18 protein-coding genes and 1 pseudogene are annotated in these 23,447 nt (G+C 69.8%); 4 read left to right on the top strand and 15 right to left on the bottom strand.

From position 1 onward, the window contains the following. The first annotated feature begins 293 nt into the window (after positions 1 to 293). Positions 294 to 1,877, top strand: coding sequence for a sodium/solute symporter (locus tag AC068Z_RS08050; RefSeq protein ID WP_478553771.1), 1,584 nt, complete (start codon positions 294 to 296; stop codon positions 1,875 to 1,877). Positions 1,878 to 1,917: 40 nt separating this feature from the next. Here the strand turns inward: AC068Z_RS08050 and AC068Z_RS08055 are convergent, their stop codons facing one another. From AC068Z_RS08055 to AC068Z_RS08065, 3 genes are all read right to left on the bottom strand, one after another. Next, complete coding sequence (locus AC068Z_RS08055; protein ID WP_478553773.1) at positions 1,918 to 2,244, bottom strand: GYD domain-containing protein; 327 nt, start codon at positions 2,242 to 2,244, stop codon at positions 1,918 to 1,920. A gap of 693 nt (positions 2,245 to 2,937) precedes the next feature. Then, entirely contained in the window at positions 2,938 to 3,447 is a 510-nt protein-coding gene (locus AC068Z_RS08060; RefSeq protein ID WP_478553431.1) for a GNAT family N-acetyltransferase, read from the bottom strand. A gap of 1,249 nt (positions 3,448 to 4,696) precedes the next feature. Next, positions 4,697 to 6,514 carry an alkyl/aryl-sulfatase gene (locus AC068Z_RS08065; RefSeq protein WP_478553433.1) on the bottom strand — a complete coding sequence of 606 codons (1,818 nt, stop codon included), beginning with the start codon at positions 6,512 to 6,514 and terminating at the stop codon, positions 4,697 to 4,699. A gap of 649 nt (positions 6,515 to 7,163) precedes the next feature. On the opposite strand from AC068Z_RS08065, the gene AC068Z_RS08070 reads away from it, so the two are divergent. After that, a complete protein-coding gene (locus AC068Z_RS08070) occupies positions 7,164 to 8,054 on the top strand; it encodes a glycoside hydrolase family 19 protein (RefSeq protein ID WP_478553435.1) in 891 nt (296 codons plus the stop codon). 126 nt (positions 8,055 to 8,180) lie between these two features. Here the strand turns inward: AC068Z_RS08070 and AC068Z_RS08075 are convergent, their stop codons facing one another. After that, positions 8,181 to 9,464, bottom strand: a complete 1,284-nt coding sequence (locus AC068Z_RS08075) for a DUF2254 domain-containing protein (RefSeq protein WP_478553437.1) — start codon at positions 9,462 to 9,464, stop codon at positions 8,181 to 8,183. Between the two features lie 265 nt (positions 9,465 to 9,729). Between AC068Z_RS08075 and AC068Z_RS08080 the strand changes: the two genes are divergently transcribed. After that, entirely contained in the window at positions 9,730 to 11,580 is a 1,851-nt protein-coding gene (locus tag AC068Z_RS08080; protein ID WP_478553438.1) for a glycoside hydrolase family 15 protein, read from the top strand. Positions 11,581 to 12,119: 539 nt separating this feature from the next. On the opposite strand, the gene AC068Z_RS08085 is transcribed toward AC068Z_RS08080, so the two are convergent. The 8 genes and pseudogenes from AC068Z_RS08085 to AC068Z_RS08120 all read right to left on the bottom strand — a co-directional run bounded on the left by AC068Z_RS08085 (position 12,120) and on the right by AC068Z_RS08120 (position 19,267). Next, complete coding sequence (locus tag AC068Z_RS08085) at positions 12,120 to 12,296, bottom strand: hypothetical protein (RefSeq protein ID WP_478553440.1); 177 nt, start codon at positions 12,294 to 12,296, stop codon at positions 12,120 to 12,122. 355 nt (positions 12,297 to 12,651) lie between these two features. Further along, on the bottom strand, positions 12,652 to 13,491 hold the full coding sequence (locus AC068Z_RS08090) for an SDR family oxidoreductase (protein WP_478553442.1): 840 nt from the start codon (positions 13,489 to 13,491) through the stop codon (positions 12,652 to 12,654). A 157-nt stretch (positions 13,492 to 13,648) separates the two neighbouring features. After that, the gene (locus AC068Z_RS08095; RefSeq protein ID WP_478553444.1) at positions 13,649 to 15,229 is read right to left on the bottom strand and encodes a GMC oxidoreductase; all 1,581 of its coding nucleotides are present in this window, start codon (positions 15,227 to 15,229) and stop codon (positions 13,649 to 13,651) included. Positions 15,230 to 15,380: 151 nt separating this feature from the next. Beyond that, a complete protein-coding gene (locus AC068Z_RS08100; RefSeq protein ID WP_478553446.1) occupies positions 15,381 to 16,298 on the bottom strand; it encodes a cyclase family protein in 918 nt (305 codons plus the stop codon). Between the two features lie 29 nt (positions 16,299 to 16,327). After that, on the bottom strand, positions 16,328 to 16,504 hold the full coding sequence (locus AC068Z_RS08105; RefSeq protein WP_478553789.1) for a hypothetical protein: 177 nt from the start codon (positions 16,502 to 16,504) through the stop codon (positions 16,328 to 16,330). A gap of 74 nt (positions 16,505 to 16,578) precedes the next feature. Then, positions 16,579 to 16,725: pseudogene (locus AC068Z_RS08110) on the bottom strand (shikimate kinase); the annotation flags it as partial. 18 nt (positions 16,726 to 16,743) lie between these two features. After that, positions 16,744 to 17,157 (bottom strand): DUF7144 family membrane protein, encoded by a 414-nt coding sequence (locus AC068Z_RS08115; RefSeq protein ID WP_478553448.1) that lies wholly within the window; start codon positions 17,155 to 17,157, stop codon positions 16,744 to 16,746. A gap of 775 nt (positions 17,158 to 17,932) precedes the next feature. Continuing rightward, the gene (locus AC068Z_RS08120; protein WP_478553450.1) at positions 17,933 to 19,267 is read right to left on the bottom strand and encodes an amidohydrolase; all 1,335 of its coding nucleotides are present in this window, start codon (positions 19,265 to 19,267) and stop codon (positions 17,933 to 17,935) included. Positions 19,268 to 19,528: 261 nt separating this feature from the next. Between AC068Z_RS08120 and AC068Z_RS08125 the strand changes: the two genes are divergently transcribed. Then, entirely contained in the window at positions 19,529 to 19,705 is a 177-nt protein-coding gene (locus AC068Z_RS08125; RefSeq protein ID WP_053760578.1) for a thiazolylpeptide-type bacteriocin, read from the top strand. Between the two features lie 54 nt (positions 19,706 to 19,759). Here AC068Z_RS08125 and AC068Z_RS08130 read toward each other — a convergent pair whose 3' ends face one another. Genes AC068Z_RS08130 through AC068Z_RS08140 form a run of 3 tightly spaced genes read right to left on the bottom strand, consistent with a single transcriptional unit; the run spans position 19,760 to position 23,444 of the window. Then, positions 19,760 to 21,697: a TOMM precursor leader peptide-binding protein gene (locus AC068Z_RS08130; protein WP_478553452.1), complete on the bottom strand. Its 1,938-nt coding sequence runs from the start codon at positions 21,695 to 21,697 to the stop codon at positions 19,760 to 19,762. Then, positions 21,694 to 22,449, bottom strand: a complete 756-nt coding sequence (locus tag AC068Z_RS08135) for an ABC transporter permease (protein ID WP_478553454.1) — start codon at positions 22,447 to 22,449, stop codon at positions 21,694 to 21,696. Before AC068Z_RS08135 ends, AC068Z_RS08130 begins: the two co-directional genes overlap by 4 nt. After that, the gene (locus AC068Z_RS08140) at positions 22,446 to 23,444 is read right to left on the bottom strand and encodes an ABC transporter ATP-binding protein (RefSeq protein WP_478553456.1); all 999 of its coding nucleotides are present in this window, start codon (positions 23,442 to 23,444) and stop codon (positions 22,446 to 22,448) included. The genes AC068Z_RS08135 and AC068Z_RS08140 overlap by 4 nt, the downstream gene beginning before the upstream one ends. Positions 23,445 to 23,447: the final 3 nt, after the last annotated feature.

The following is a 23,447-nucleotide window of genomic DNA, read 5'->3' on the forward strand; positions in this document are numbered from 1 at the left end:
CGACTCTCCCCGGAAGTGATGGACCGTCAGCTTGTAAGCCTGACAACGACCTTGTTGTCGTGCAGCCTGTGCCCGCGCACATGTACCGCTCGTCCGGTTGTGCACCGGCCTCCTGACGGCACGCTCTGCTGGACGGTGCATCGGAGGGCTGGTGCCATGACCGCCATGTCTGCTGCATCTCCTGCTGCACCTCCCGTCGCACCACGCACTCGTGCCCGCACGAAACCTCCTGCCTTCTCCTCACCAGGGAGGCGTCTTTCGTGAGCGCCACGGACGGTCAGTCCCTCGCTGCGATGGTTTTCCTCGTCTTCGTCGCGGTGTCCTTGTTGCTGTGCGGGCTGGCCGCGGCGGACTTGGACGAACCCGAGCACTTCTACGCGGGCGGCGGCGCCGCATTCGGCCCGGTCGGCAGCGGACTCGCTGTCGCGGGTGACTATGTCTCGGCCGCGACCCTGCTCAGCACCACCGGCGCGGTCGCGCTCGACGGTGCCGACGGCATTCTGTTCGCCGTCGCGACGGTGGCCTCCCTGTGGCTCGTCATGCGCGTCATGGGCGAACGCCTGCGCCGCCGGGGCGTGTTCACTCTCGGGGACTTCGTCGCGGACCGGCTCGGTCACCGCTCGGCGGGCCGTGCCCTCGGCGTCGCCGCCCTCGTGGTGCTCGCCCCGCTGCTCCTGGTGCAGTTGTCGACCGCGGGACACATCATGGCGGCCATGTTCGGCCTGCCCGACGGTGCGCTCACCGGGTGCACCATCGGCAGCGGCGCGCTGATGATCAGCTACGCGGCGTTCGGCGGGATGCGCGGGACCGGCTACATACAGATCCTCAAGGTCGGTGTGGTCCTGGTCGCCACCCTGCTGCTCGCCGGACTCGTCCTCGCACGCCACGGCTGGTCGCCGTCGGCTCTCCTCGAGGCGGCGGGAGACGAATCGGGAGCCGGAGGAGCCTTCTTCGTCCCCGGACAGCACTTCGGGGACTCTCTCGTAGGCCGACTCGACCTGATCGGCTTCGCCGCGACGCTGCTGCTCGGCGCCGCGTGCCTGCCGCATCTCACCATGCGGCTGCACCCGCTGCGCGACGCCCGTACGGCCCGCCGGGCCATCGGATGGGCCGTGGGCCCGGTCGCGCTGGTGTGCCTGGGAGTTGTGGTGGCCGGGCTCGGTGCCTGTGCCCTGCTCGGCCGGGAGACGGTGCGCGCCGCCGATCCCGGGGGCGCGACCGCATTGCTGATGGTGACGGGCGCTCTGGATCCGACGGTGGGCGGCACCCGGCACAGCATGCTGTTCGCGGTCGTTGCCTGCGCGGTCTTCGCCACCACGCTCGCGGCTGTCGCGGGCATCACGCTTGCGGCAGCGGCCGGCCTGGTGAGGGACTTCAGCACCCGGCCCGGCAGCGGGGACGCGAACCGGCCGGCCGGCGCCGAAGTCCGCAGGGCCAGAATCTACGTCGTGCTGTTCGGAGCCGCCGCCGTCGTCCTGGCCGTCCTGCTCCGCGACCGCGGCACCCTCACGCTGATCTCGCTGTCCCTGGCCGCCAGCGCATCGGTGCTCGCACCGATCATGTTGTACGCGCTGTTCCTGCCCGGGTACACGGCCACCGGAGTTCGGTGGACCGTGTTCGGAACCCTGTTATTGATCGTGGCGCTCATGGCGTTCTCGCCCGCGGTGTCCGGCGCGCCCACCGCGCTGTTCCCGGACCGCGATTTCCATCTGTTCCCCTTGCAGACCCCGGGTTTGCTCACCATCCCCGTCGGGTTCCTGCTCGGCCTCATCGGCAGAGACCGCACCCGCTCTGCGCGAACGGTCCGGGGCAGGGAACCGTCGGGCGCGGGCCCGGCTGATGAGCGTTCCTGGTCGTGGAGGGCTCCTGCGAAGTGAGCGGGGCAGCGGCCTGGTCCTCCCGTCCCTTTGCGAACGGCTACGTGCCAGGAGCCCGGTACCGGACTTGCTCGGCTTGACGTAGAGCGGCGATCGTTTCATCGACGGTCAGGAGAACAGTCGTCTCGAAGGAGCTGAGTGCGCCGCCTCCGCTGATCGCCAGGGCGACTGAGGCCATGGACACGTTGTCCGGGGCTTCCCACAGGTTGTAGCCGTCGTGGGTGCCGAAGGCATACCAGAAGCCGTGGAGCTTCCCGCCGACGGACTCGATGTACGACTGAGCGGCCTTCGCGCGGTCTTCGGGGTGGCCGATCAGCCTCGCCCAGGTCTCTGGTGTGTAGCTGAACCTCGATAGATAGAGCGGCACCATGTCTCCCTTCCAATCCGTCCAGGGATGCCCCATTGGGGGCGGGCACGTGTCGGAGAGGGCCCGCATGTCCCCCGAACGGCCGGAGACGATGACCTGGTCGGCCAGGAGCGGTACGGGGCTCGTTGGGGATTGCCTACCGCGCGGCAGTGCGAAGGAGATCTGGCTCGGCCCGCACAGCACTCCGCTCCAGGCAGGTACGAGGGTGCCCGTGTGTCGGAGATGTGTCGAGCGACTACCGCACGAGGACGCGATCTGTCCCTTGCAGCGCTCCCTGGCAGGATGGCTGCTGGCCTACCCATGGGTTTCATGCCCATGTGATCACGGAGACTCCATGTCATAGCAGTGTCAGCGCTTGAAGGAGTCCTTGGCCCTCTCTTTCGTGCCCCGCATCTTGCCTCGGGCTTCGAGGGCGGCACCCTTTGCCGCGAGGGTGTCCTTGTGCAGGGCGTGGGCCACCTTTCGCACGGTCTTTCCTGCAACCTGTTCGGCCTTCGCTTTGACTTTCTCTCCGGTACTCATCTCAGTGCCTCCGCGCTCACTGGCCGAGTGCCCTTGAACCAGGAAAAGAACCCTGACCAGGCGGTGTCGCAGCTCGAAGAACACCAGGTCGTCGCCGCCGACACACGGGGCGGCGGACTGAGACAACGAACCCGCTCGGGCCACTTTGACGCGGCACGAGGCGCACGCCGGTCAGGGGACGGGCTGTTGGACTTCCGTGTCCATGGTGAGGAAGAACGTCAGTTCCGGACGGTCCCATGGCACGGCCGGCGGCTGTGCCGGTGCAGTGCCGCTCGGCACCGCCCCGACGCTGCGGTAGAAGCCCTCGGCCGGAGGGTGCGAGACCACCCGGACGTGGGTCAGGCCCGCGGTGCGCGCCTCGGCCAGCATGTGCGCGACGAGCAGTCGGCCGATGCCCCGTCCTTGCGCACGGTCGGCGACGAACAGCAGGTCGAGTTCGGCGGGGGCGAGGAGCAGGGAGTAGAAGCCGAGGACGCCGCCCTGCTCGTCGCCGGAATCGACGGCCACGAAGACGGGGTGGGCGGCGAGGTAGTCGGGACCCACCCGGTACCCCGCGACCATCGCCGCGTACTGCCCTTCGTACGCGCGCGAGCCTCGCACGAGACGGGTGAGCGCCTTGGCGTCCCGGGTGACAGCACGCCGGATCGTGACGGGCCCGCTCCCGGGTGTAATGCGTCGCATTACATAGAGGGTATTACGCGTGTCGCCGGCGCTTCCACCGGGCCCGGTGGAAGGCAGGCAGGTGGACAGCAGAACCGCATCCTGTACCGGTCAGGGTCGGCGTCGAGGGTACTGGAGGCGACCACCAGTCACCCTCGCCGCCCTCGGCCCTCGCTGACCCGGTCGCTCATGTGCGGTACCAGGTCGTGTTCCCGCCGCCGTGCGGCCCGCTCCGCGACCAGAGATGACGACGCTGCGGATCGTGGTCGTTGATCTCAGCGGAACAGCTGCGGCAAACGCACCTTAGCGACCCGACCGCTTCGCCGGTCCGCCGTTGTTCGGCGGCGTGGTCACGCAGTGGGACACTCGCCGCTCAGAGGTCAGTCCTGTACAAGGGCGTTGTCAGTGCCGACCTTTAGGGTCTCAAGCGCGCGGTCGGCTTCCGGGGGTTCCAGCTCTGTAGGGAATGGTTGCATCCCCGGCCTGTCTGGGGGCGGCCCGGAGAATCGTCCGGGACCTAACCGACGGTCGGGCTTCGTCGATGGCCAGCGGATGACCTGCCAGAGCCGACCGCGCACGGCCCCTTCTCCCCGCTGGTGGCAGATGCACGCTTGCAACGCGTACAACTCGTGCCGGCGGCCGCCCACCGCCCGCCCTAAATCTGGCCTCGCCACCAATGCACGTCCTGGCTGTCAGCCGGGATCACCTCGGCTCTGGCCAGGATCTTCCGGTCGAGGGCCCAGACGAGGGCCCGTAGCTCGCGCGCGCTCTTCCTCGGCAGGGCGTGAAGCACGGCTTCGAGGTGGCCGCGAAAGTCGTCGCCGTAGCAGCCGCATTCCAGGATGCCGCAGTCAGGACCCACAAAGGGGTCCGTGAGTTGTCTGAGAGGGCCGTGGGCCAGGGCCGTCCAGTGCCAGAACGCTTCCTCCGTGGCTTCGGGCCAGAAGCGGGTTCGCTCAAGCCGACGCAGGTCAGCTGTGCAGGATCCTGAGAGGCGGTCAATGAACGGGTACCGTCGCGGCCTCGGCCGGCGAGCAGGAATGTCACCCCGCAGGGATGAGGGGCGCCTACGCGGCATGGCCCCTTCGGTTGTCGGTCATGAGGTCAAGGTACGGAACGACGGGTTCTGTGACCAGCGGTTATTCCGCCGACCGTCGCCCTGCGCTGACGAATCACCCGGTACTTGAGCCCTTGAAGTCCGGCGCCGTCGGGGTGGGAAACCTTCAGGCGGTGAGTGGGCCATGGTGGAGCCCTTCGCGGGGGCCGGTGTTCAGGGGGTGACGATCGGGAAGCCCGGGTCGGGCTGGGTGACGTAGGAGAGGAGGCGGGTCAGGAGGGCGGGGTCGCCGTCGGTGGTGATGCCGTCGAGGCCCTTGCCCGCGAGGATGCCCAGCAGTTGCGGCCGGGTCAGGGTGAGGGTGAGCCCGGCGGGGGTGCGGGGCGCGCCGCTGAGGGGGCGGTGGGTCAGGGCGCCGTTGTGGAGGGTGAGGCGGAGGCGGGTGTCCTCGTCGGTGAGGACGAGGTCGACGGTGAGGTCCTCGTGCCAGGCGCGCGGGCCGTCGATTCGGACGGCGAGGGAGTCGAGAAGCATGCCGGTGGTCAGCGCCACCACCATCTCGGGGTTGGCGGCGTCGAGGAGGGCGGGGTTCTCTCCGTGGCGCAGTTCCATGGCGGAGGTGAGGTAGAAGTTGCGCCAGGGTCCGTTCTCCGCGCCGTGGCCGAGCCGGTCGTAGACCCCCGCCAGGGTCTCCTTGGCCTCGGTGTCGCCGGGGTCGGCGAAGACGAGATGGTTGAGGAGGGTGGCGGCGAAGCGGAGGTCACCTTGCTCGATGTAGGCGCGGGCCTTGGTGAGCGCCTCGCGGGGGCCGCCGGCGAGGTCGACGTAGCGCTTGGCGAGTTCGACGGGCGGGTGCTCCCAGAGGGTGGCGGCGTTGCCGTTGAACCAGCCGAGGTAGCGCTGGTAGATCGCCTTCACGTTGTGGTTCAGGGAGCCGTAGTAGCCGCGTGCGTGCCAGGAATTCTCCAGGGCGGGCGGGAGCCGCAGCTCCTCGGCGATCTCCGGGCCGGTCAGGCCGCTGTTGAGCAGGCGCAGGGTCTGGTCGTGCATGTACGCGTAGAGGTCGCGCTGCTCGGAGAGGAAGCGCACGACGTTGTCGTGGCCCCAGGTGGGCCAGTGGTGGGAGGCGAAGGCGACGTCGTAGCGCCCGTCGAAGAGTTCGATCGCCTCGTCGAGGTAGCGGGACCAGATACGTGAGTCGCGGACGACGGCGCCGCGCAGGGTCAGGATGTTGTGCATGTTGTGCGTGGCGTTCTCCGCCAGGCACAGCGCCCGCCGGTCCGGGAAGAGGAAGTTCATCTCGGACGGGGCCTCGGTGCCGGGGGTGAGCTGGAAGACGATCCGTACCCCGTCAACCGTCTCCTCCTGCCCGGTCGCGGTGATGTCCACGGTGGGCGGGATGAGCGTGATGGTGCCGGTGGACGTGGTCATGCCGAGGCCTGCGCCGATCTGGCCGTCGGGGGCCTTGGGCAGCCGGTCGCCGTACATGAAGACGGCGCGGCGGGTCATGGCGTTGCCGGCGTAGACGTTCTCGCTGACCGCGTGCTCCAGGAACCCGGCGGGAGCGAGGACCGGCACACCCTCCTCGGTGCCGTGCGGCAGTACGCCGCGGGCGCCGCCGAAGTGGTCGCCGTGCGAGTGGGTGTAGATCAGGCCGGTGACGGGGCGGTCGCCGCGGTGCTCGCGGTAGAGGGCGAGTGCGGCGGCGGCGGTCTCGGCGGAGATGAGCGGGTCGATGACGATCACGCCGCGATCGCTCTCGACGAGCGTCATGTTGGAGAGGTCGAAGCCGCGGACCTGGTAGATCCCCTCGGTGACCTCGTAAAGTCCCTGCTTCGAGGCGAGTTGGGCCTGGCGCCACAGGCTGGGGTTCGCCGTGTCGGGGCACTCGTCCTTGAGGAAGCCGTAGGCGTCGTTGTCCCACACGACGCGACCGTCCGCCGCCTGGACCACACCGGGGATCAGCGCGCCGATGAAACCGCGGTCTGCGTTGTCGAAGTCGGTGGTGTCCTCGAAGGGGAGGGCGCTCATCTGCTGCTCCGTTCTACGGCGGTGCGGTCGGCTCCATCTCAGCACCGGATGGCGGTATGCGCATTTTGTTACGAATGACTGTTCCGGCCTGCCCTCAGGGCCGTTGCCGGCCGGCGGTTCGGCGGTGCACCAGGTCCCGTCCCTGTCGCGGCGGAGGGGCGATGACCTCGGCCTGCCGTGCGGCCTGGAAGTGGACCAACAGCAGGGACAGGCGGCGTCGAGGGCGAGGGACCTGCCGGAGATCAGCCCGGGCCAGCGGGTGCGGGCCCCCGTGGAGACGGTGGTGCCCGGAGCAGGAAGAGAGCCAATAGTGGGCCCTGTTCTGGAGCCGCTACACGTGAGTTGGCGAACGGGGATGATCAGCGCGGCGGCATGCGGGCCGGCGCGACGGAGGTCAGCCGGCATGAGCTGGAGTTGAGCGCTCGGTGCAGCGTGCGGAGCGGCGCCGCTCCAACGTCAACTCCCTGATTGGTCTAGGCCTGAACTGGTCTACACCCTTGACTGGTACAGACCAACGCGGTTGAGTGTTCCGCAGACAGCCCCCCACCACGGCCGCCCCACGCCATGTCCGGTCCACCGGTGCGTGCGGAGCGGGCTCCGCTGCGTCCTGCTCCGGCGTACGGCCGTGCCCTGCAAAGGAGTTGACAACGTGTCGAGACGCCGTGTCGCCGCAGTCCTGGCCACCCTCGCCCTCGCCGGCACCGCCCCGGTGCTTCTCCCCGCCACTAACGCCGCCGCCGCGGCCTGCTCCAGCTACCCCAGTTGGGTGGCCGGACGGTCGTACAACGCCGGTGACATCGTCCGCTACACCGACGGCAAGGCATACATCGCCGAGCACGCCAACCCGGGTTACGACCCCATCATCAGCACCTGGTACTGGGAGCCGTACGCCTGTGACAGCGGGCCGGGTACGCCCAACGCGCGCTTCGTCGTGACGGAGGCGCAGTTCAACCAGATGTTCCCCAACCGGAATTCCTTCTACAGCTACAGCGGGCTCACCGCCGCCCTCAGCGCCTACCCCGGGTTCGCGAACACCGGCAGCGACACCGTGAAGAAGCAGGAGGCCGCGGCCTTCCTCGCCAACGTCAGTCACGAGACCGGCGGTCTGGTGCACGTGGTGGAGCAGAACACCGCCAACTACCCGCACTACTGCGACTGGAGTCGCCCGTACGGCTGCCCGGCCGGACAGGCCGCCTACTACGGACGCGGCCCGATCCAGCTGAGCTGGAACTTCAACTACAAGGCCGCGGGCGACGCGCTCGGCATCGATCTGCTGGGCAACCCGTGGCTGGTGCAGAACGACTCGGCCGTCGCCTGGAAGACCGCCCTGTGGTACTGGAACACCCAGACCGGCCCCGGCACCATGACCCCGCACAACGCGATGGTCAACCAGGCCGGTTTCGGCCAGACGATCCGCAGCATCAACGGCTCCCTGGAATGCGACGGCAAGAATCCGGCGCAGGTCCAGAGCCGCGTGAACAACTATCAGCGGTTCACGCAGATCCTCGGCACGTCGCCTGGCGGCAACCTCTACTGCTGATAGTGGCACCCTGGCTGCGGCGTCATGCGGGATGTCATGGCCCTGATTGGCTGGGCCACGGCATCCCGTAGGCGCCCCGCCGTCGACGCGCTCGTCAGGGTGTGGCGATGCCAAACGGCCGGTCCGTCAGGGGCAGGACTGCCCGCCGATGCCCTGGGAGTCGGCCTGTTGCGCGACGGCCCGGCGGGCCGGATCGGTGAAGTTCCGTTCGACCGAGTCCTGCAGGAGGGACAACTGTCCGCGTACGGAGGGTTGTTGCTCTGGCGGCAAGGCCTGGAGCAGTCCGTCGAGCATGGCGCGGAGCCTGCGGCAGACCTGGACGGACGCGCGTCCGTAGTCGAGGATCTCGCAGAGGGCCAGCTGAAGGTAGTTGTCCCAGTTGCGGCCCGGCAGCACGAGCCGAGCCGTGCCCTGGCCGTCGGCCAGCACGTAACGGCCGGGCAGGGGTGTCCTGCCCACCGTGTGCAGGAGCCTCTCGATGTAGTTGGTCACCTGGACGGCCGTGGTGGGGTCGTTCACGGCCGGGGACAGCGCCCGGATGGCGATGTCGACGAGGACCCGCATGGCGAAAGCTGGGTCTTGTTCGATGGTGCGTTCGGCCCCAAGGGCGATGAGACCGGTCACCTGCACCGGGTCCGGTTCGGAGGTGCCCCCGTGCACCTCCACCATGACGGTGCCGGGCGGAACGAAGTCCCCCACCAGCCGGGTGACGACGAAGACACAGTCGTGTCGCGCCGCCTCCGCGATCAGGCCGGGCACATTGAAGGCCTGGACGGCGCCTCCCCGCTCGGTACGGATACGCATCCGTACCCCTTCGGGCGGCAGGGTCAGGGACTGGGCTTCACGGGGAGCCGCGCCCCGGATGGCGGCCGCGTCGCTCGTGAAGACGGACTCTCCCATGCCCGCGACGAGCTCGGCGATGGCCACGGGCCGCAGACTGTGGGTGAACCGGTTGAGGTAGACGAGCAGGAGCACGAGGCTCACGGCCACCGCCGCGCCCGCCAGGGTGACCCCGAGGTCGGGGACCGAGTCGGATTCGACGCTGCGCAGCAGGGAGAAGGCGAACGCGAAGGTCCCCGTGAAGGTGGCCAGCACGGCCTTCTGCAGCCGGTCGCGGTACCACAGCCGCATGTAGCGGGGCGAGAGTGTGCCCGTGGCCTGCTGCACGACCAGCACGCCGATGGTGACGACGAAACCGAGCAATGCCACCATCGCGCCCACGATGGCGGTGAGCACCCCGGTCGCGGTCGTGGCGGAATAGTGCCAGCCACCCGGCATCCACTCCGCGTTGTCGGCGGCAAGGGCGAGCTCGGCGAGCAGGACGCCCAGGACAAGGCCGAGCAGCGGCAGGATCCACAGGCTGGCCTTGATGTACTGCCGCAGCCGGAATCTGGCAGCCCAGGACGTCATGACACCCACGTCACGCCCCTTCACCGAAAAGCCAGGTGCTCGAGCCACGCCAGGGAGCCGGCTTCGCCATCGGGACGATCATCACCTCACGCTAGGCCGATTTCCGCACCGGCGCAGCGGCAGGCACCGCTGTCACCTCGTGCGATGGCCTTGCCAGGACGGACCGGCACCGGCGGCCTAAGCTGATCGGGTGTCGCCCCGTTCGTGTGATCGGCCGCGTGCGTCAGCCCTGCCTGCGGCCGACCAGGGCTGAAAGGGGTCCGCGATGGACGACTACCCCCAGATCGAGGACCACGGCCTGATCGGTGATCTGCAGACAGCGGCCCTGGTGACGATCGACGCGACGATCGACTGGTTCTGCTGTCCGCGCTTCGACTCGCCCAGCGTCTTCGGCGCTCTCCTCGACCGGACCAAGGGCGGCCACTTCACGGTACGGCCGGCGGCGGACACGTACACCACCAAACAGCTCTACCACCCCGACACCGCCGTCCTGGTGACCCGCTTCATGACCGAGGCCGGGGCGGGGGAGGTCGTCGACTTCATGCCGGTGACCGGCACGACCGCGACCGACCGGCACCGTCTGGTGCGCATGCTGCGCTGCGTACGCGGCAGCATGACGTTCCAAGGAGAGATCGCCCCGCGCTTCGACTACGGCCGTAAGCCGCACGAGCTGCACCTGACCGAGCACGGGGCCGTGTTCACGTCCGAGGACCTGAGCCTGGCAGTCCACGCCGTCCGGGAGCCGCAGGACCAGCGGTTGCTGAACATCCTCTCGGCCGACGACACCGATGTGCGCTTCTCCTTGACCCTGCAGGCGGGACAGCAGCGCGGTCTGATCATGGAATCCGCTCCGGACGGTCCCCCGCAGGAGATCCGCGTGGAGGAGTTCGACCGTCTCTTCCACCAGACGGTCCGTTACTGGCGCTCCTGGCTGGGCCAGTCCACCTACACCGGCCGCTGGCGGGAGGCGGTGGAGCGCTCGGCCATCGCGCTGAAGCTCATGACGTACGCGCCGACCGGCGCCCTGGTCGCCGCCCCCACGACGGGACTTCCCGAGCAGCTGGGCGGAGAGCGCAACTGGGACTACCGCTTCACCTGGATCCGCGACGCGTCGTTCTCGGTGTACGCCCTGCTCGGCCTGGGGTTCCGGGAAGAGGCTTCCGCGTTCATCAACTGGCTGCACGAACGGGTCAAGGAGAAGGTGGGTCAGGACAACGGGTCCGGGCCGCTGAACATCATGTACCGGGTCGACGGTTCCGCCGACCTGGTCGAGGAGACCCTGGATCACTGGGAGGGCTATCGCGGCTCCGCCCCGGTCCGGATCGGCAACGGGGCGGCCAACCAGCTCCAGTTGGACATCTACGGCGAGGCGCTGGACAGCATCTACTTCGCGCACGAGCACGGCATGCACCTCGACCACGGCGGCTGGAAGGCCCTGCACACCCTGCTCGGCTGGCTGGTCGACCACTGGGATCAGCCCGGCGAAGGGCTCTGGGAGACCCGCGGCGGCCGCAAGGACTTCACCTACGGGCGCGTGATGTCCTGGGTGGCCTTCGATCGCGCTCTGCGGATGGCTCAGGACGACGGCCGTCCCGCGGCCGGCGGGCGCTGGGTCGAGGCGCGGGACGCGATCTACGAGCAGGTGCTCGACCGGGGCTGGGACCCCACCAAGCAGGCCTTCGTGCAGCACTACGGCGACGACGTGCTCGACTCCGCGCTGTTGCGCATGCCGACGGTGGGCTTCATCATGCCGGACGACCCGATGTGGAAGACCACCCTGAACGCGATGGAGAGCGAGCTGGTCAGCGACAGCCTGGTCTACCGCTACAACCCGGAGGCGTCCCCCGACGGGCTGCGCGGCTCCGAGGGCACCTTCTCCCTGTGCACGTTCATGTACGTCGACGCCTTGGCCCGGGCCGGACGCCTCGACATGGCCCGGCTGGTCCTGGAGAAGATGCTCACCTACGCCAACCACCTGGGGCTGTACTCCGAGGAGATCGACCTGACGGGACGGCAGTTGGGCAACTTCCCGCAGGCCTTCACCCATCTGGCGCTGATCGATGCGGCGATCACCCTGGACGCGATGCTCCGCGAGGACCGGCGGACCCACGCCTGACGCGGGGCGAGCCGCAGCGAGCGCAGCGTCCGTCACGGCGGGGGAGAGGCGGGTGCGGGTCCGAGGAGCACGACCGTGTCCCGTTCCTGGGGGGTGCTCCGGCGCGTCTCGGTGACGGGATCGAACTCGCGTCGGCCGTCGTCGCCCTGGCCTCCCTCGTCTTCCTCTGTGCGTGGGTAGTAGGCGCTACCGCTTCCTCCAAAACGCCATCAGGTCCGCAAGGGCCCTGATGATGTCAGGCCGGAAAGCGCAGCGTCCGCGCAGGCTGCGGCACCCCCCTCACACCGAGGGTACGTCGTGAACAACCGGCCCAAGCGCCCATCACGCATGGTGAAACGAGGCGAGGCCCCCAAGCGCTCTAATCGCAATCACCAGTGAAAGCAAGCGAGTTGAGGCGCCGGTTTCATATGCCCGGCGGCAGGGGGTCGCCGGGCGGGGGAGAGGTAGAGCGGTCAAGAGGGTTTGAGGGCATCGGCGAATCCAGCAGGACGTCGACTGCGACCGTTGGTTCGGTCTCGACGAGCGGCACCGGGGCTGGATTAGTGCACCTTCTTCGGCTTCTTCGGCGGCTTCACTTTCTTCTCCGCGTCGACCTGGGACTGTCCGCTCTCGGCCACGACCGAGGCCGCTTCGATGACTGCGGGTGCGGCAAGCGCGCCGCAGAGCGCGAAACCGCACACGGCTACGGCGGTGCGCTTGCGAATGGCGGCTTCCATGGTGCATCACCTGACTTGAATCGAATTGCACCTCATATCCCACGCTTCCCCTTACAGCCTCGCCGAGTCAAGGGGTAATGGCCGTACGGAAAGTTGAACCCGTCAACCAGTCGAATAGTTGAAGGCCGAATCACGACCAATCTATTCCGTAAGTCGACTTATGGGCCACGCAAGGGGCGCCAATTCCGCATGCACGAAGAGGGGAGAGACATTGCGGCTGTCGGAAATTCTGGGGCGGCGGGACCACGACGGCTGCCTCGCGAAGGCCACGCCGAGGGGGACCAGGAGATGGTGGAAGCCAGCGTGGCGGCCATGATTTCCCCGGCCGACAGGAGCGTCAAGGGGTGAGAGAGCGTCATCCGCCGGTGGCGAAGCCGGGGAACAGGGTCATGCCGCCGTCGACGTACAGGGTGGTTCCCACCACGTAGTCCATGAGGTCGGAGGCGAGGGCCACGACGGCGTGGGCGATGTCCTCGGGGTCGCCGATCCGGTCGTAGGGGATGAGCCTGAGCAGGTCCTTCCGCGCCTCGGGGGTCTCCCAGGCCGTCCGGTTGATCGGCGTCTTGATGGCGCCCGGGGCGACCGCGTTCACGCGGATCCTCTCCGGCGCGAGCTCCTGGGCCAGGGTTTGCATCATCATGTGCACGCCGCCCTTGGAGGACGCGTAGTTGACGTGACCCGCCCAGGGGATGAGCTGGTGCACCGAACTCATGCAGATGATCTTCCCGGCGGAACAGGACACCTCGGGCACCACGCCCCGGCGCCGGAACTCCTTGGTCGCCTCGCGGGCGCACAGGAACTGACCGGTGAGATTGACGTCCAGGACCTTCTGCCACTGCGCGAGCGTCATCTCGGTGACCGGGGAGTCGCGCTGCAGGCCGGCGTTGGCCACGAGCACGTCGATCGTGCCGAACTCCTCGACCATCCGGTCCATCATGGCGATGACCTGGTCCTCCTGGGACACATCGGCCTCGTACGCCGCCGAGCGCACTCCGAACGAGGCGATCTCCCCGGCCACCTCCTCAGCGGCCTCTCGCCCCGCCACGTAGTTGACGACCACGTCGGCCCCGGCCCGGCCCAGAGCGATCGCCGTGGCTTTGCCGATGCCCGAGTTGGCGCCGGTGACCAGCGCCTTCTGGCCGTGCAGCAAACGCGCCGGGATCACGCCCTGCGGCGCGCCCACAGTGGAATCCATGCGGTACTGCCTCCTTGCTGCGGCGGTGCCCTGGGCCGGCTCGGCCGGGCAGGGTCACGCAATCACCCGATGGGGCGGCCGGCATCCCTTCCGAAATCGCTTTGGGCCGTTGCGCCGACAACTTTCGTCCGGACAGACCAACGTCCCTCTGTCGCCGTCAACCGAGCCGGTTCACGAGGTGGTCCCCCACGCGCAGCGCGTTGGCGATGGCCGTCAAGGACGGGTTGACCGCGCCGATGCTCGGGAAGAAGCTCGTGTCGACGACGTACAGGTTGTCCAGGTCATGTGCCTTGCAGTTCACATCCAGCGCCGAGTCGGCTGGGTCGGTGCCGAAGCGTACGGTGCCCGCCTGGTGCGCCGTCGCCCCGATGGGCATGCCCTTGTGCAGATAGATGCTGTGGGACAGCAGATGGTGCTCGTGCATGCCCAAGTGGCCCAGCATGCCCTGGAGTTTGTGCCTCAGCCGCTTCAGGCCCTCGATGTTGTTCTTCTCATCGAGCGTGAGCCGGATACGACCGTCACCGTCGAGGGTGACCCGGTTGTCCGCCAGCGGCAGGTCCTCACCGCACAGCCAGAAGTCGACGGCGTGATGGGCCAGTACCTCGAACGGCATGTCGGGTGCCACCGCACCGGCCCACCGGGGAGCCTCGGCGTGGATCTGCTCGGCGTCCGACTTGCCCAGCATCTGGATGCCGCCCAGCGGGAAGTCCCAGTCGTCCGCGCCGAGATACCAGTCGTGCAGGGCCAGGGTCTTCTGGAACTGGGCGTCGTTGGGCTCCTTCGACACGGCCATCAGGGCCAGGTTGTTGTGCCGCATGTAGAACCGGCCCACCACATCGGACCTGTTGGCAAGGCCACGGGGGTGGTGCTCGTTCGCCGAGGCCAGCAACAGCGCCGCGGAGTTGACCGCCCCGCAGGAGACGACCACCACATCCGCGGTGAACCGGACTTCCGAGCCGTCGGGCAGCCGGCCCACCACCGCGCTGACCCTGCGCCCACCCTCATCGGTCTCCAGCCGCACTACCTGGGTGTGCGTGACCAGCTCGACATTGGGGTGCTCCAGAGCGGGCTCGACACAGATCACCTCCGCGTCGGACTTGCCGCGCACCAGACACGGAAAGCCGTCGACCCGGTTGCAGCGGATGCAGACGCTGGAGCGGGCGGGGCGCCCCCCGTTCTCCTGGCTCAGGTTGACGCCGATCGGCAGGTGGAAGGGGTGCAGGCCACGCTTTTCCAGATCGTCGCTCAACTGCTGAATCCGCGGCTCGTGTTCCACGGGCGGATGGGCGTACTGCGCACTCACCGGGCCCTCGCAGGGATCCTCACCGTGCCGGCCGTGGACGCGGTAGAGATGCTCGGCCTGCGTGTAGTAGGGCTCCAGATCCTCGTAGCGGATCGGCCAGGCGGGAGAGACACCGCCGTGATGCCGCAGCTCGCCGAAGTCCTCGGGGCGCAGCCGGAACAGGGCCGCGCCGAAGAACTTGGTGTTTCCGCCGACGTAGTAGTTGACCTCGGGCGGGAACTCGGTGCCGCTCTTGTCGAGCCAGAACTCCGGTGCCCGGTACTTGCCTTTGACGAACACGGCCGTGGAGTCCCAGTTGTCGCGCTCGCGCGGCAGATAGCCGCCGCGCTCGACCAGAAGGACGCGTTTGCCCGACGGGGCGAGGCGATGGGCGAGCGTGCCGCCGCCGGCTCCGGTGCCGATGATGACGACGTCGTAGTGCGGGGCGTCACCCACGGCGACCACCGTTCCTGGATCATGGCCCCGACCTGGTGTCAGGCACCTGCACACCCCCTGGGCGCGCGGCTCAGCAGCCCACCCTCCCGAAGCTAACCGCCTTCTGTGCGGGCGGCGACCGGAGCGGCCCGCCCGGGGCGCGCACCGTCCATCACAGGATTGCGATGGGGTTCACGGGCGACCCGGTGGCTCCGGCCAGCCGCAGCGGAGCGACCACACACAGAAAGCTCCAGCGGCCGGCCTGCACACAGTGGGGGAGCAGATCCTCGAACTGCAGATAGTCCATGAGGTGGATGCCCAAGGCATGGATGGCCAGGACGTGGACGGGGAAGGCGACGTCCGGCACCGCGCTGGGCGCGGTGTCATTGTTGCCGTCGCCGCCCAGGACCGCGACCTCACGCTCGGCCAGGAACTCCACGGCCATGGGATGCAGACCCGCCCGCGCCTCGGCGCTGTGCCAAGGCCCGAGTTCCGTGCGCCGCAGACGATGTCCCACCCTGACGCAGAGCACGTCTCCCGGCCCGACGCGGACTCCCTGGGCGGCCTCGGCAGCCCTCAGATCGTCCGCGATCACCTGGTCGCCCGGTTCGAGCCACGGCACGCCGCGCAGCCGGGGGATGTCCAGCAGCACGCCCCGGCCGGCGATGCCGTTCTCGACCAGGTCGAGGGAGAGCTGCCCGGCGCCGTCAGCCGTCACGGAGGTCGCGGGCAGCCCGCCGTAGAGCTCTCCGTCGAACAGCACGTGACACAGGGCATCGAGGTGGCTGTCCGTGTCGCCGTGCACGTTCATGGCGAAGCGGTCCGTGGCGAAGTGCAGGTCATCCGAGCCGAGATCGTCCGGGCTCGGTCCGGTCATCCGATGCACCGCCGGTTCGGGTGCATCGGGGCCGCGCTCGGTTTCGATCGCCGCCGCCAGCGACACCGTACGCCCGAAGCGCACTTCCGCGGCGGCCGCCGCCACCCGCTCGGGAGTCAGGTGACGCAGCGTGCCACACCGGCCGCCCGCCGTCCCCGGCGCTGCCCGGCCCCGTAGCCGCTCGTAGAGCGCCCGGAAATCGGTCGCACTCATCTCGCTCGCTGTCGGCTCCACGGACGGTGTCACGTATCCCCCCAGGGGCTCAGTCCCCACCGCAGCACGTGGGTCGCGCCCGGCTTCAGCACGGTGAGGTCCGTGCCGCTGCGGAAGGCGTCCGGCGGGCAGGGCATCGCCTCCACGGCGATCCCTCGGCGCCGCCGCTCGGGTTCGGCCAGGGTGTCGCCGGTGTACACCTGCACCCACCGGGTGCCCTCACCGAGCCAGACGTCGACGCCGTGCGGGCCGCATGACCGGCAGCCATCTTGGTGCGGTTGGCCGCGGAGTGGAACTCGTCCGCGTCCCGGTACGCCCAGCCCAGGCGTCGAGCGAGAAGACGCCCCACCGTCGACTTCCCCACTCCTGCCACGCCGATGACGAGCACCAGCCGCGGCAGCGCCCGGGTCGCAGTGTCGGCTGCCACGCGAGGCCGTCCCGAGCCTCAGTCCCGCATCGGTCCGGGAGCCACGCACAGCGCCCAGATGACGAGTGCGTCCAGGGCGATGAACACCAGCGCCCACCACGGCTGGTGGGGAAGCCACATGAAGTTGGCGATCATGCTGAGTCCGGCCAGCAGCACGCCGACGATCCTGGCCCACACGGCGCCTTTGAACAGGGCGAACCCGGCGAGCATGATGACGATGCCGAGGATGAGATGGACCCAGCCCCAGCCGGTCAGGCTGAACTCGAAGACGTAGTTGCGCGTCGCCAGGAACACGTCGTCCTCGGCGATGGCCGCGATGCCTCCGAGCAGCGTCATGATGCCGCTGAAGATCATGACGACGGCGGCGAACACCAGCAGGCCGCTGCCGTGTGCATGCCCTTGCCGACCCGCGGCTTGCGTGTGGGATGTCATGTCAGGCGCCTCCTCGTCAGGCCTCGAGCGTCAGCGTCCGCCGGACCCGATACCTCCCATCTGACCCCGGATGATCTCGCGACGCACGTCGGCCGGAGGGGAAGGTGCGCGCGCCGCGGCACCTGGCGTGGAGGAAGGGCCTTCTTCCCAGGTCGACGGCATGTGGTCGGCGCCGGGGTGAGGAGCGGGGCAGGACGGCGTCTCCTGGCGCGATCCGCGCCGGCCACACCCACCGCCGCTCGGCCGGACCTGCTGCGCGGTGGTTGCGGCCGGACCCGCTGAGCGGTGGCTGGGGCGGTCAGGGGCGGGGCGGACCCTCGCGGCGTTCGACGCGCGACTTGAGGGCTCGGCATGCTTCGGCAGGGCGTCGGCGATGGACCGGTCGAAGGCGGCGAGGCTGAGAGGGTGTTCGCCACAGGGCGTCGTGCCGCAGAGGATGCCCCGCTCGGCACCGCGACCGGCAGCCTCATCCGCCGGGACGGTGCTCCGCGATCCAGGCGCGCCCGGCGGTGTGGGCGCGGTCGAGCGGGGTGAGCAGGGGGCCGTCGGCGGGGACGACGGCGTCGGCGTCGAGGTGGTCGGTCATCCTCTCCCACTGATGGTGTGACGATCGACGCCGCAGGCAAGTCCCCAGCACGGGCCTGCCCCAGCGCCAGTGGACGTACGGCCCCGCATCGCGGGCATCCTCGGCGGAGCGCCGTACGGCTGCCGGTCTTCGTCGACCTCGTCAGCCGGCGCTTGGGCCGCGCGGTGGCGGGCCGGTGCCGGGGAAGTGTCATTGGCCGGGTGAGGATCTGGGTGCTCGCAGGTCGTGTTGTGTGGGCGTGCCCTGTCGGGACAGTGCCGTCAGCGCGGCTGTCGTCATCGCGGTGGTTGCCGTGGGCAGGGCGAGGGGGAGGTGCGGGGCGAATTCCGGGGAGTGGTTGGGGGGTAGCGCCGCCAGGCGTTCCGGGACGGTCTCGCCGCTGGTGGCCGCCCATTGGCGGGGGCCGACGACCCCGACCATCCAGTAGCCGAGCGCGATCCCCGCGCAGCCGTGGACGTCCCGCCCCGCGTCCCCGTAGAGGGCGAAGTCCTCGGTGGCCATCGACGGCGCCCACGGCATGAGCCGCTCGGTGCCCAGTGCGTCCCGGTGCGCCTCGCGTACCGCCCCGGTCAGATCGGGGTCCGGCAGGGTGACCGGCGAGCGTGAGACCACCGTGATGTCGGGATCGGTCGGGCAGCCGGAGGCGGCCGACTCGGCCCGCACGATCCGTTCCACGGCGGCCACGAGACGGTCCAGCCCCGCGGAGGTCAGCGCGCGCACGGTGATGCCGAGTGACGCGCTCTCGGGCACGACGTTGCTGTGCGTGCCCGCGCGGAGCGAGCCCACCGTGACGGTGGCCTGTTCCGCGGGAGCGCACTCCCGGGACACGATCTGCTGCAGCCGCAGGACGACCGCGGCGGCCGCCACCACGGGATCCACGCTCAGGTGCGGCGCACCGGCATGCCCGCCCCTGCCGTGCAGCGTGACGTCCAGGCTCGCGCTGCCCGCGAGGACCGGCTGGCCGTAGCCGTGCGCCACCATCCCGCCGAGCAAAGGTGCCGTGTGCTGTGCGAGGACCGTGTCGGGGCGACCGAACCGGGAGTACAGGCCGTCGGCGAGCATGGCGCGCGCACCGGTCAGGGTTTCCTCGGCGGGCTGGCCGACGACGACCACGGTGCCGCGCCAGTCCCGCGGGGAGCGCGCGAGCAGCGTGGCGGCCCCGAGGAGCGCGGCCGTGTGCAGGTCATGGCCGCACGCGTGCATGTGGGGCCCCTGCGCGGCGTAGGGCAGGCCGGTGCGCTCGCGCAGGGGCAGGGCGTCCAGTTCGGTCCGCAGGTAGACGCGTGGTCCGGGGCCGTTGACCAGGACGCCGACCACGCCGTGTCCTCCTACGCCGCGGGTGGTCGAGTAGCCCGCCGCCGTCAGCGCGTCGGCGAGTCGTGCCGCGGTTCGCGCTTCCTCGCCGGACGGCTCGGGGTGTTGGTGCAGGTCCATCGCGAAGACGGTCAGGGGACGCAGCAGTGCGTCCAACTGCCGCAGCAAGGGGGTGTGGCTGCCGGAAGGGAGGGTCGCCGCGGAGGTCATGCCGCCATGGTGCGGTGGGAGGGCCGTGGCCGGCCGTCAGCTCGCTGGCACATCGCTGGCACATCCCTGGCACATCGATCGCATGCCGGTGGCGGAGTGCTGTCGGACGGCCCGCAGGGGGTCGTAGCGCCGGTGTTCGGGTGTTGCGGCGGCAGTGCTTTGTCAGCGCACCGCACGTGGATCCGTCAGTGGCGCCCGGTCCAATGAAGTTGTCAACCACCCCGGGAACGGCCCGGGGGGATGCGTTCAACGGGAGTGACCATGGCAGACAAGTCGACCCTCGCCGCCCTCGCCGACGAGATCCTGGAGCTGGAGTCGGAGACCTTCGAGATCTCGGACTACTCGGACGCCAGCGAAGTCGTGCTCGCCGGTTCCACGAGCTGCTCCTCCACCTCGACCTGCTCCTCCACCACCAGCACCACCTCCTGCAGCGCCTGATCCCGGGCCCGCACGCCCCGGCGTCCGTCCTGACCGGATGCCGGGGCGTGCCCGTCACGGGAACGGATGCGGGATCCGCCGGATCTCGTGCTCGGCCAGATCCTTGGCGCGCAGCCCGCCTCGGTGGGCCGCGGTGCGCAGCCGGGGCATGAGCAGCGCGCGTTGACGCGTCCAGCCGAAGTCGATCGGCAGCAGCCCCGGCGCCAGCACACAGACCGTCCGCAGCTCCATGCGCTCCTGCTCCGGCGTGGTCTGGTCCACGACGATCACGTCCAGGCCGGCGCCGGTCAACTCGTCGCGGCACAAAGCCACGTCGTCCATCAGGTTTCCGGTGCGCGGGCGGCGGGAGGATTCCCACGACGCGTAGATCCGCTCCGGCGGCAGCACCGCCCGCGGCTCGTGGTACGGCTTGACGTGCACGGCCGTCTCGGGCAGGCCGTACAGCTGTGCGTGGTCCTTCAGATGCAGCACCTTGGTGAAGTCGGCCGCCATCGCCTCCAGTTCACCGCGCCGCTCCGCCACCTGGCCGGGAAGGTGCGGAATGTACGTCAGCACCTCCGACAGTGCTCCTTCCAGCGCGGCGGTCGGGTCGAGCGAGGCACCGGCGCCGAAGGAGTGCAGCCCCGGCCCGCCGTCGCGGCGCACGGCCAGGGCGGTGACCACGGGCACCGCGAGGTCGATGCGATTGTCGAAGGCGTGCACGTCGTAGCCCTGGAGTCCGGCCCGGTCGATCATGGCGCGGACCGTGGGATCGCCGACCGCCGCGAGGTCGATCTCCGTCAGGGGAGTTCCGCCGTACCAGGCGAGCAGGAAGGCGTCCCGCTCGATCAGTTCGAGGAGGCCGCCGAGGACCGCCTCCTCCAGGCAGCTGCCGATGGCGCAGCCGTTGGAGCACTCGAAGACGAAGTTGTCCGCGGCGAGTCCCGCGCTGTAGTGGACCAGCCGGGCGGGAACCAGTACCGGTCGCTCGTCGCGCAGGGAGTAGCCCCACACCCAGGGGATCGGGCGGTCGGGGTCGAAGGGATCGACGAGCGGGTCGTCGCGATAGGTCTCCGGGGCGTAGAAGCCGCAGTCGGCGGGGTCGAGCGCGCCCTGGCCGAGGCTGTTGTACGACGCCGTCAACAGCTCGGTGGCGCGTCGCCGGTGCGTTCCGGCGTACCGCTCGAGCCCTTCGAGGAAGGCCAGGTCGCGGCTGGCGGAGAAACCGTTGGCCTGCCCGCTCCACGTGACGTCGGTCAGACCGGCGTAGCCGCGCATGAACACGCTGCCCGCGACCGGGGCCGTGGTGGGAGAGGTCACGTTGAGCCAGGTGCCACTGCCGAGCAGGCCCGTGACGGGGTTTGCCAGGGCGGCCGGCGCGAGGGGGTAGGACGACGCCGGGCGGAGCCGATAGGAGCCGGGGGAGGGTTTCGGGCGCGGGGTGAGCCGGAGTCGGGCCGCTTCCGGGGTGTCCGTTCCGCGGGTGGCGCAGTGCGGGCACAGCGGGTCTGCGTACAGCGGGAAGGTCTTGGTGGTCAAAGTCGCCACGTCCAGGCAGGACACCTGCGGCAGCGACCGGTCGGCGGGTGTCGCACCGGGCGGCACGGCGTCGCCGGAGTCGAGGACGGCCTGGTGCAGCAGGTGTACGGCGTCGGTGAGGAATGTGGGTTGGGCGGGCCAGGGCAGGGCGAGGGTGCGGGGGTGGCCGGTCTCCAGGGCGTCGCGCTCGGTGCGTGAGCGCAGTCGTTGCCAGCGCATCGCCAGGCAGGTGCCGCAGGCTTGGCGGTCCGGGGCGCCGCCCCAGGGACCCACCAGGACCTGACGTGCGCTCAGGTGCACGGTTGCGGCCGGTCGTTCGGACGCCCACGGGTCGCCGCTCGGCCCGCCCAGTACGTCGCGTGCCCCGAGCGGCACCACTTCGGGCGCCTTGCCGGGCGGGCGTCTCCTGGCCAGTTCCCGGCGCAGGTGCTGCCGCGCCTGCTCCAGCGGCAGCCCGTCGGTCGTCGGTGTCATGGGCGGCTGCTCCAGCGGAAGGTCCTCAGGGCGATGGCGGCGCACACCAAGGTGAATACGGCCAGCGCGCCGCAGTCCGCCGCGATGTCCGCGAGACTCCCGCTGCCCGACAGGGAGTTGGTGACGGCGTCGTTGAAGTAGCGCAGCGGCAGCGCCAGGGAGAGCGTCTGGAGCCACGACGGCATCATGTCCAGTGGCAGGAACGAGCCGGACAGGAACGCCATGGGCACCATCAGGAAGTTCGCGATGGCGGCGACCGACTCCGGGGTGTCGGCGTACGAGCCGATGATCACCCCCATCGTCAGGAACGCGGTGATGCCGAGCAGCAGGACGGGCAGCGCCAGGGGCCAACGGGCGTCCGGTTCCAGGCCGAACGGTGGCAGCAGTGCCACGGAGACGAAGACCACCGCCTGGACGACTCCGACGGCGAGCGCCAGGACGTAGCGTGAGGCGAGGACCGTGGGCAGGCTCGTCGGCGTCAGGCGGATCAGACGCAGCAGATCGTCGCGGCGCCACTGCATCAGCGTGAACGCGATCCCGAACACGGCCGCGTTGCCCACACCCCAGGACATCACTCCGGGCGCGATGTAGGAGATGTAGGGGCGGCCCGTCTCCTCCAGGTCCTGGCCGCTGAAGATCAGCCCGAAGACGACCAGGAAGACCAGCGGGAAGGCGAAGGTGAAGAAGAGGGTGGAGGCGTCCCGGACCTGGGCCCGGTAGCCGGCGGAGGTCAGTGCCGCGTAGGCGCTCATGGCCGGTGCTCCGTGTTCTTGGCGGGCTGGGCGTGCGGATGGGCTTCTTCGGCGGATCGGGTCGGCGAGGTGAGCTGGAGGTAGACGTCCTCCAGGGAGGCCGTGCGGGTCTGTACGCCGTCCAGGCCCGCCCCCGCGTCGAGTGCGGACAGGACCTGACCGGAGCGCCGTGTCTCCAACACGAGGCTGCCGCCCCGCACTTCGGCGTGGTCGACGGCGGGCAGCGCTGTCGCCTCGGCGAGCGTCATGCGGTCCGGCGGCAGGAGCACGGAGGTGGGCGCGTCGGCGGCGGCGACCAGCCCGCGCGGTGTGTCCAGGGCGGCGACCCGGCCCGCGACCATAATCGCCACGCGGTCGCACAGGGCTTCCGCCTCGTCCAGGTGATGGGTGGTGTAGACGATCGTGCGGCCCGCGGCCTTGAGGCCGCGCAGTACGCCCCACAGATCCCGGCGCGCCTGCGGGTCCAGCGCGGCCGTCGGCTCGTCAAGGAAGAGCAGTTCGGGATCGTGGACCAGGGCGGAGGCGATGGCCAGCCGCTGACGCTGGCCGCCGGAGAGGTGCTCCACCCGGGTGTCCCGCTGATCCGTCAGCCCGACCGTCTGAAGTGTTCGGTCCACCGCCGCCCGGTCCGCCCGGTAGAGGGCGGCCACCGTCGCCAGGTGCTCATGGGCCTTCTGCCGTACGAAGAACGCCGAGGACTGGGTCTGGACGCCCATGCGCGGCAGCAGCGCGACGTTGCGCGGCCAGGGTGCGCCGCCGAGGACCTGGACGCCCCCGGAGTCGGCGCGGCGCAGGCCTTCCATGATCTCCAACAGGGTGGTCTTGCCCGCCCCGTTGGGCCCGAGCAGGCCGAAGAACTCGCCTCGGCCGATCCGCAGGGACACCCCGTCCAGCGCCTGTCGCGTGCCGTAGCGCTTGTTCACCCCCTCGACGGTGATGGCCGTGCCCGCGAAAGGGGTGCCGGAGTCCGCCGGCACGGTTTCCGTCTCCGTCATCAA

The organism is Streptomyces sp. NPDC043726, assembly GCF_056436565.1.

Bases quoted from the DNA above. Each gene is read 5' to 3' on its own strand.
- AC068Z_RS08050 (WP_478553771.1), top strand. From the start codon at position 294: ATGGTTTTCCTCGTCTTCGTCGCGGTGTCCTTGTTGCTGTGCGGGCTG.
- AC068Z_RS08060 (WP_478553431.1), bottom strand. From the start codon at position 3,447: ATGCGACGCATTACACCCGGGAGCGGGCCCGTCACGATCCGGCGTGCT.
- AC068Z_RS08065 (WP_478553433.1), bottom strand. From the start codon at position 6,514: ATGAGCGCCCTCCCCTTCGAGGACACCACCGACTTCGACAACGCAGAC.
- AC068Z_RS08075 (WP_478553437.1), bottom strand. From the start codon at position 9,464: ATGACGTCCTGGGCTGCCAGATTCCGGCTGCGGCAGTACATCAAGGCC.
- AC068Z_RS08080 (WP_478553438.1), top strand. From the start codon at position 9,730: ATGGACGACTACCCCCAGATCGAGGACCACGGCCTGATCGGTGATCTG.
- AC068Z_RS08085 (WP_478553440.1), bottom strand. From the start codon at position 12,296: ATGGAAGCCGCCATTCGCAAGCGCACCGCCGTAGCCGTGTGCGGTTTC.
- AC068Z_RS08090 (WP_478553442.1), bottom strand. From the start codon at position 13,491: ATGGATTCCACTGTGGGCGCGCCGCAGGGCGTGATCCCGGCGCGTTTG.
- AC068Z_RS08100 (WP_478553446.1), bottom strand. From the start codon at position 16,298: ATGAGTGCGACCGATTTCCGGGCGCTCTACGAGCGGCTACGGGGCCGG.
- AC068Z_RS08115 (WP_478553448.1), bottom strand. From the start codon at position 17,157: ATGACATCCCACACGCAAGCCGCGGGTCGGCAAGGGCATGCACACGGC.
- AC068Z_RS08120 (WP_478553450.1), bottom strand. From the start codon at position 19,267: ATGACCTCCGCGGCGACCCTCCCTTCCGGCAGCCACACCCCCTTGCTG.
- AC068Z_RS08125 (WP_053760578.1), top strand. From the start codon at position 19,529: ATGGCAGACAAGTCGACCCTCGCCGCCCTCGCCGACGAGATCCTGGAG.
- AC068Z_RS08130 (WP_478553452.1), bottom strand. From the start codon at position 21,697: ATGACACCGACGACCGACGGGCTGCCGCTGGAGCAGGCGCGGCAGCAC.
- AC068Z_RS08135 (WP_478553454.1), bottom strand. From the start codon at position 22,449: ATGAGCGCCTACGCGGCACTGACCTCCGCCGGCTACCGGGCCCAGGTC.
- AC068Z_RS08140 (WP_478553456.1), bottom strand. From the start codon at position 23,444: ATGACGGAGACGGAAACCGTGCCGGCGGACTCCGGCACCCCTTTCGCG.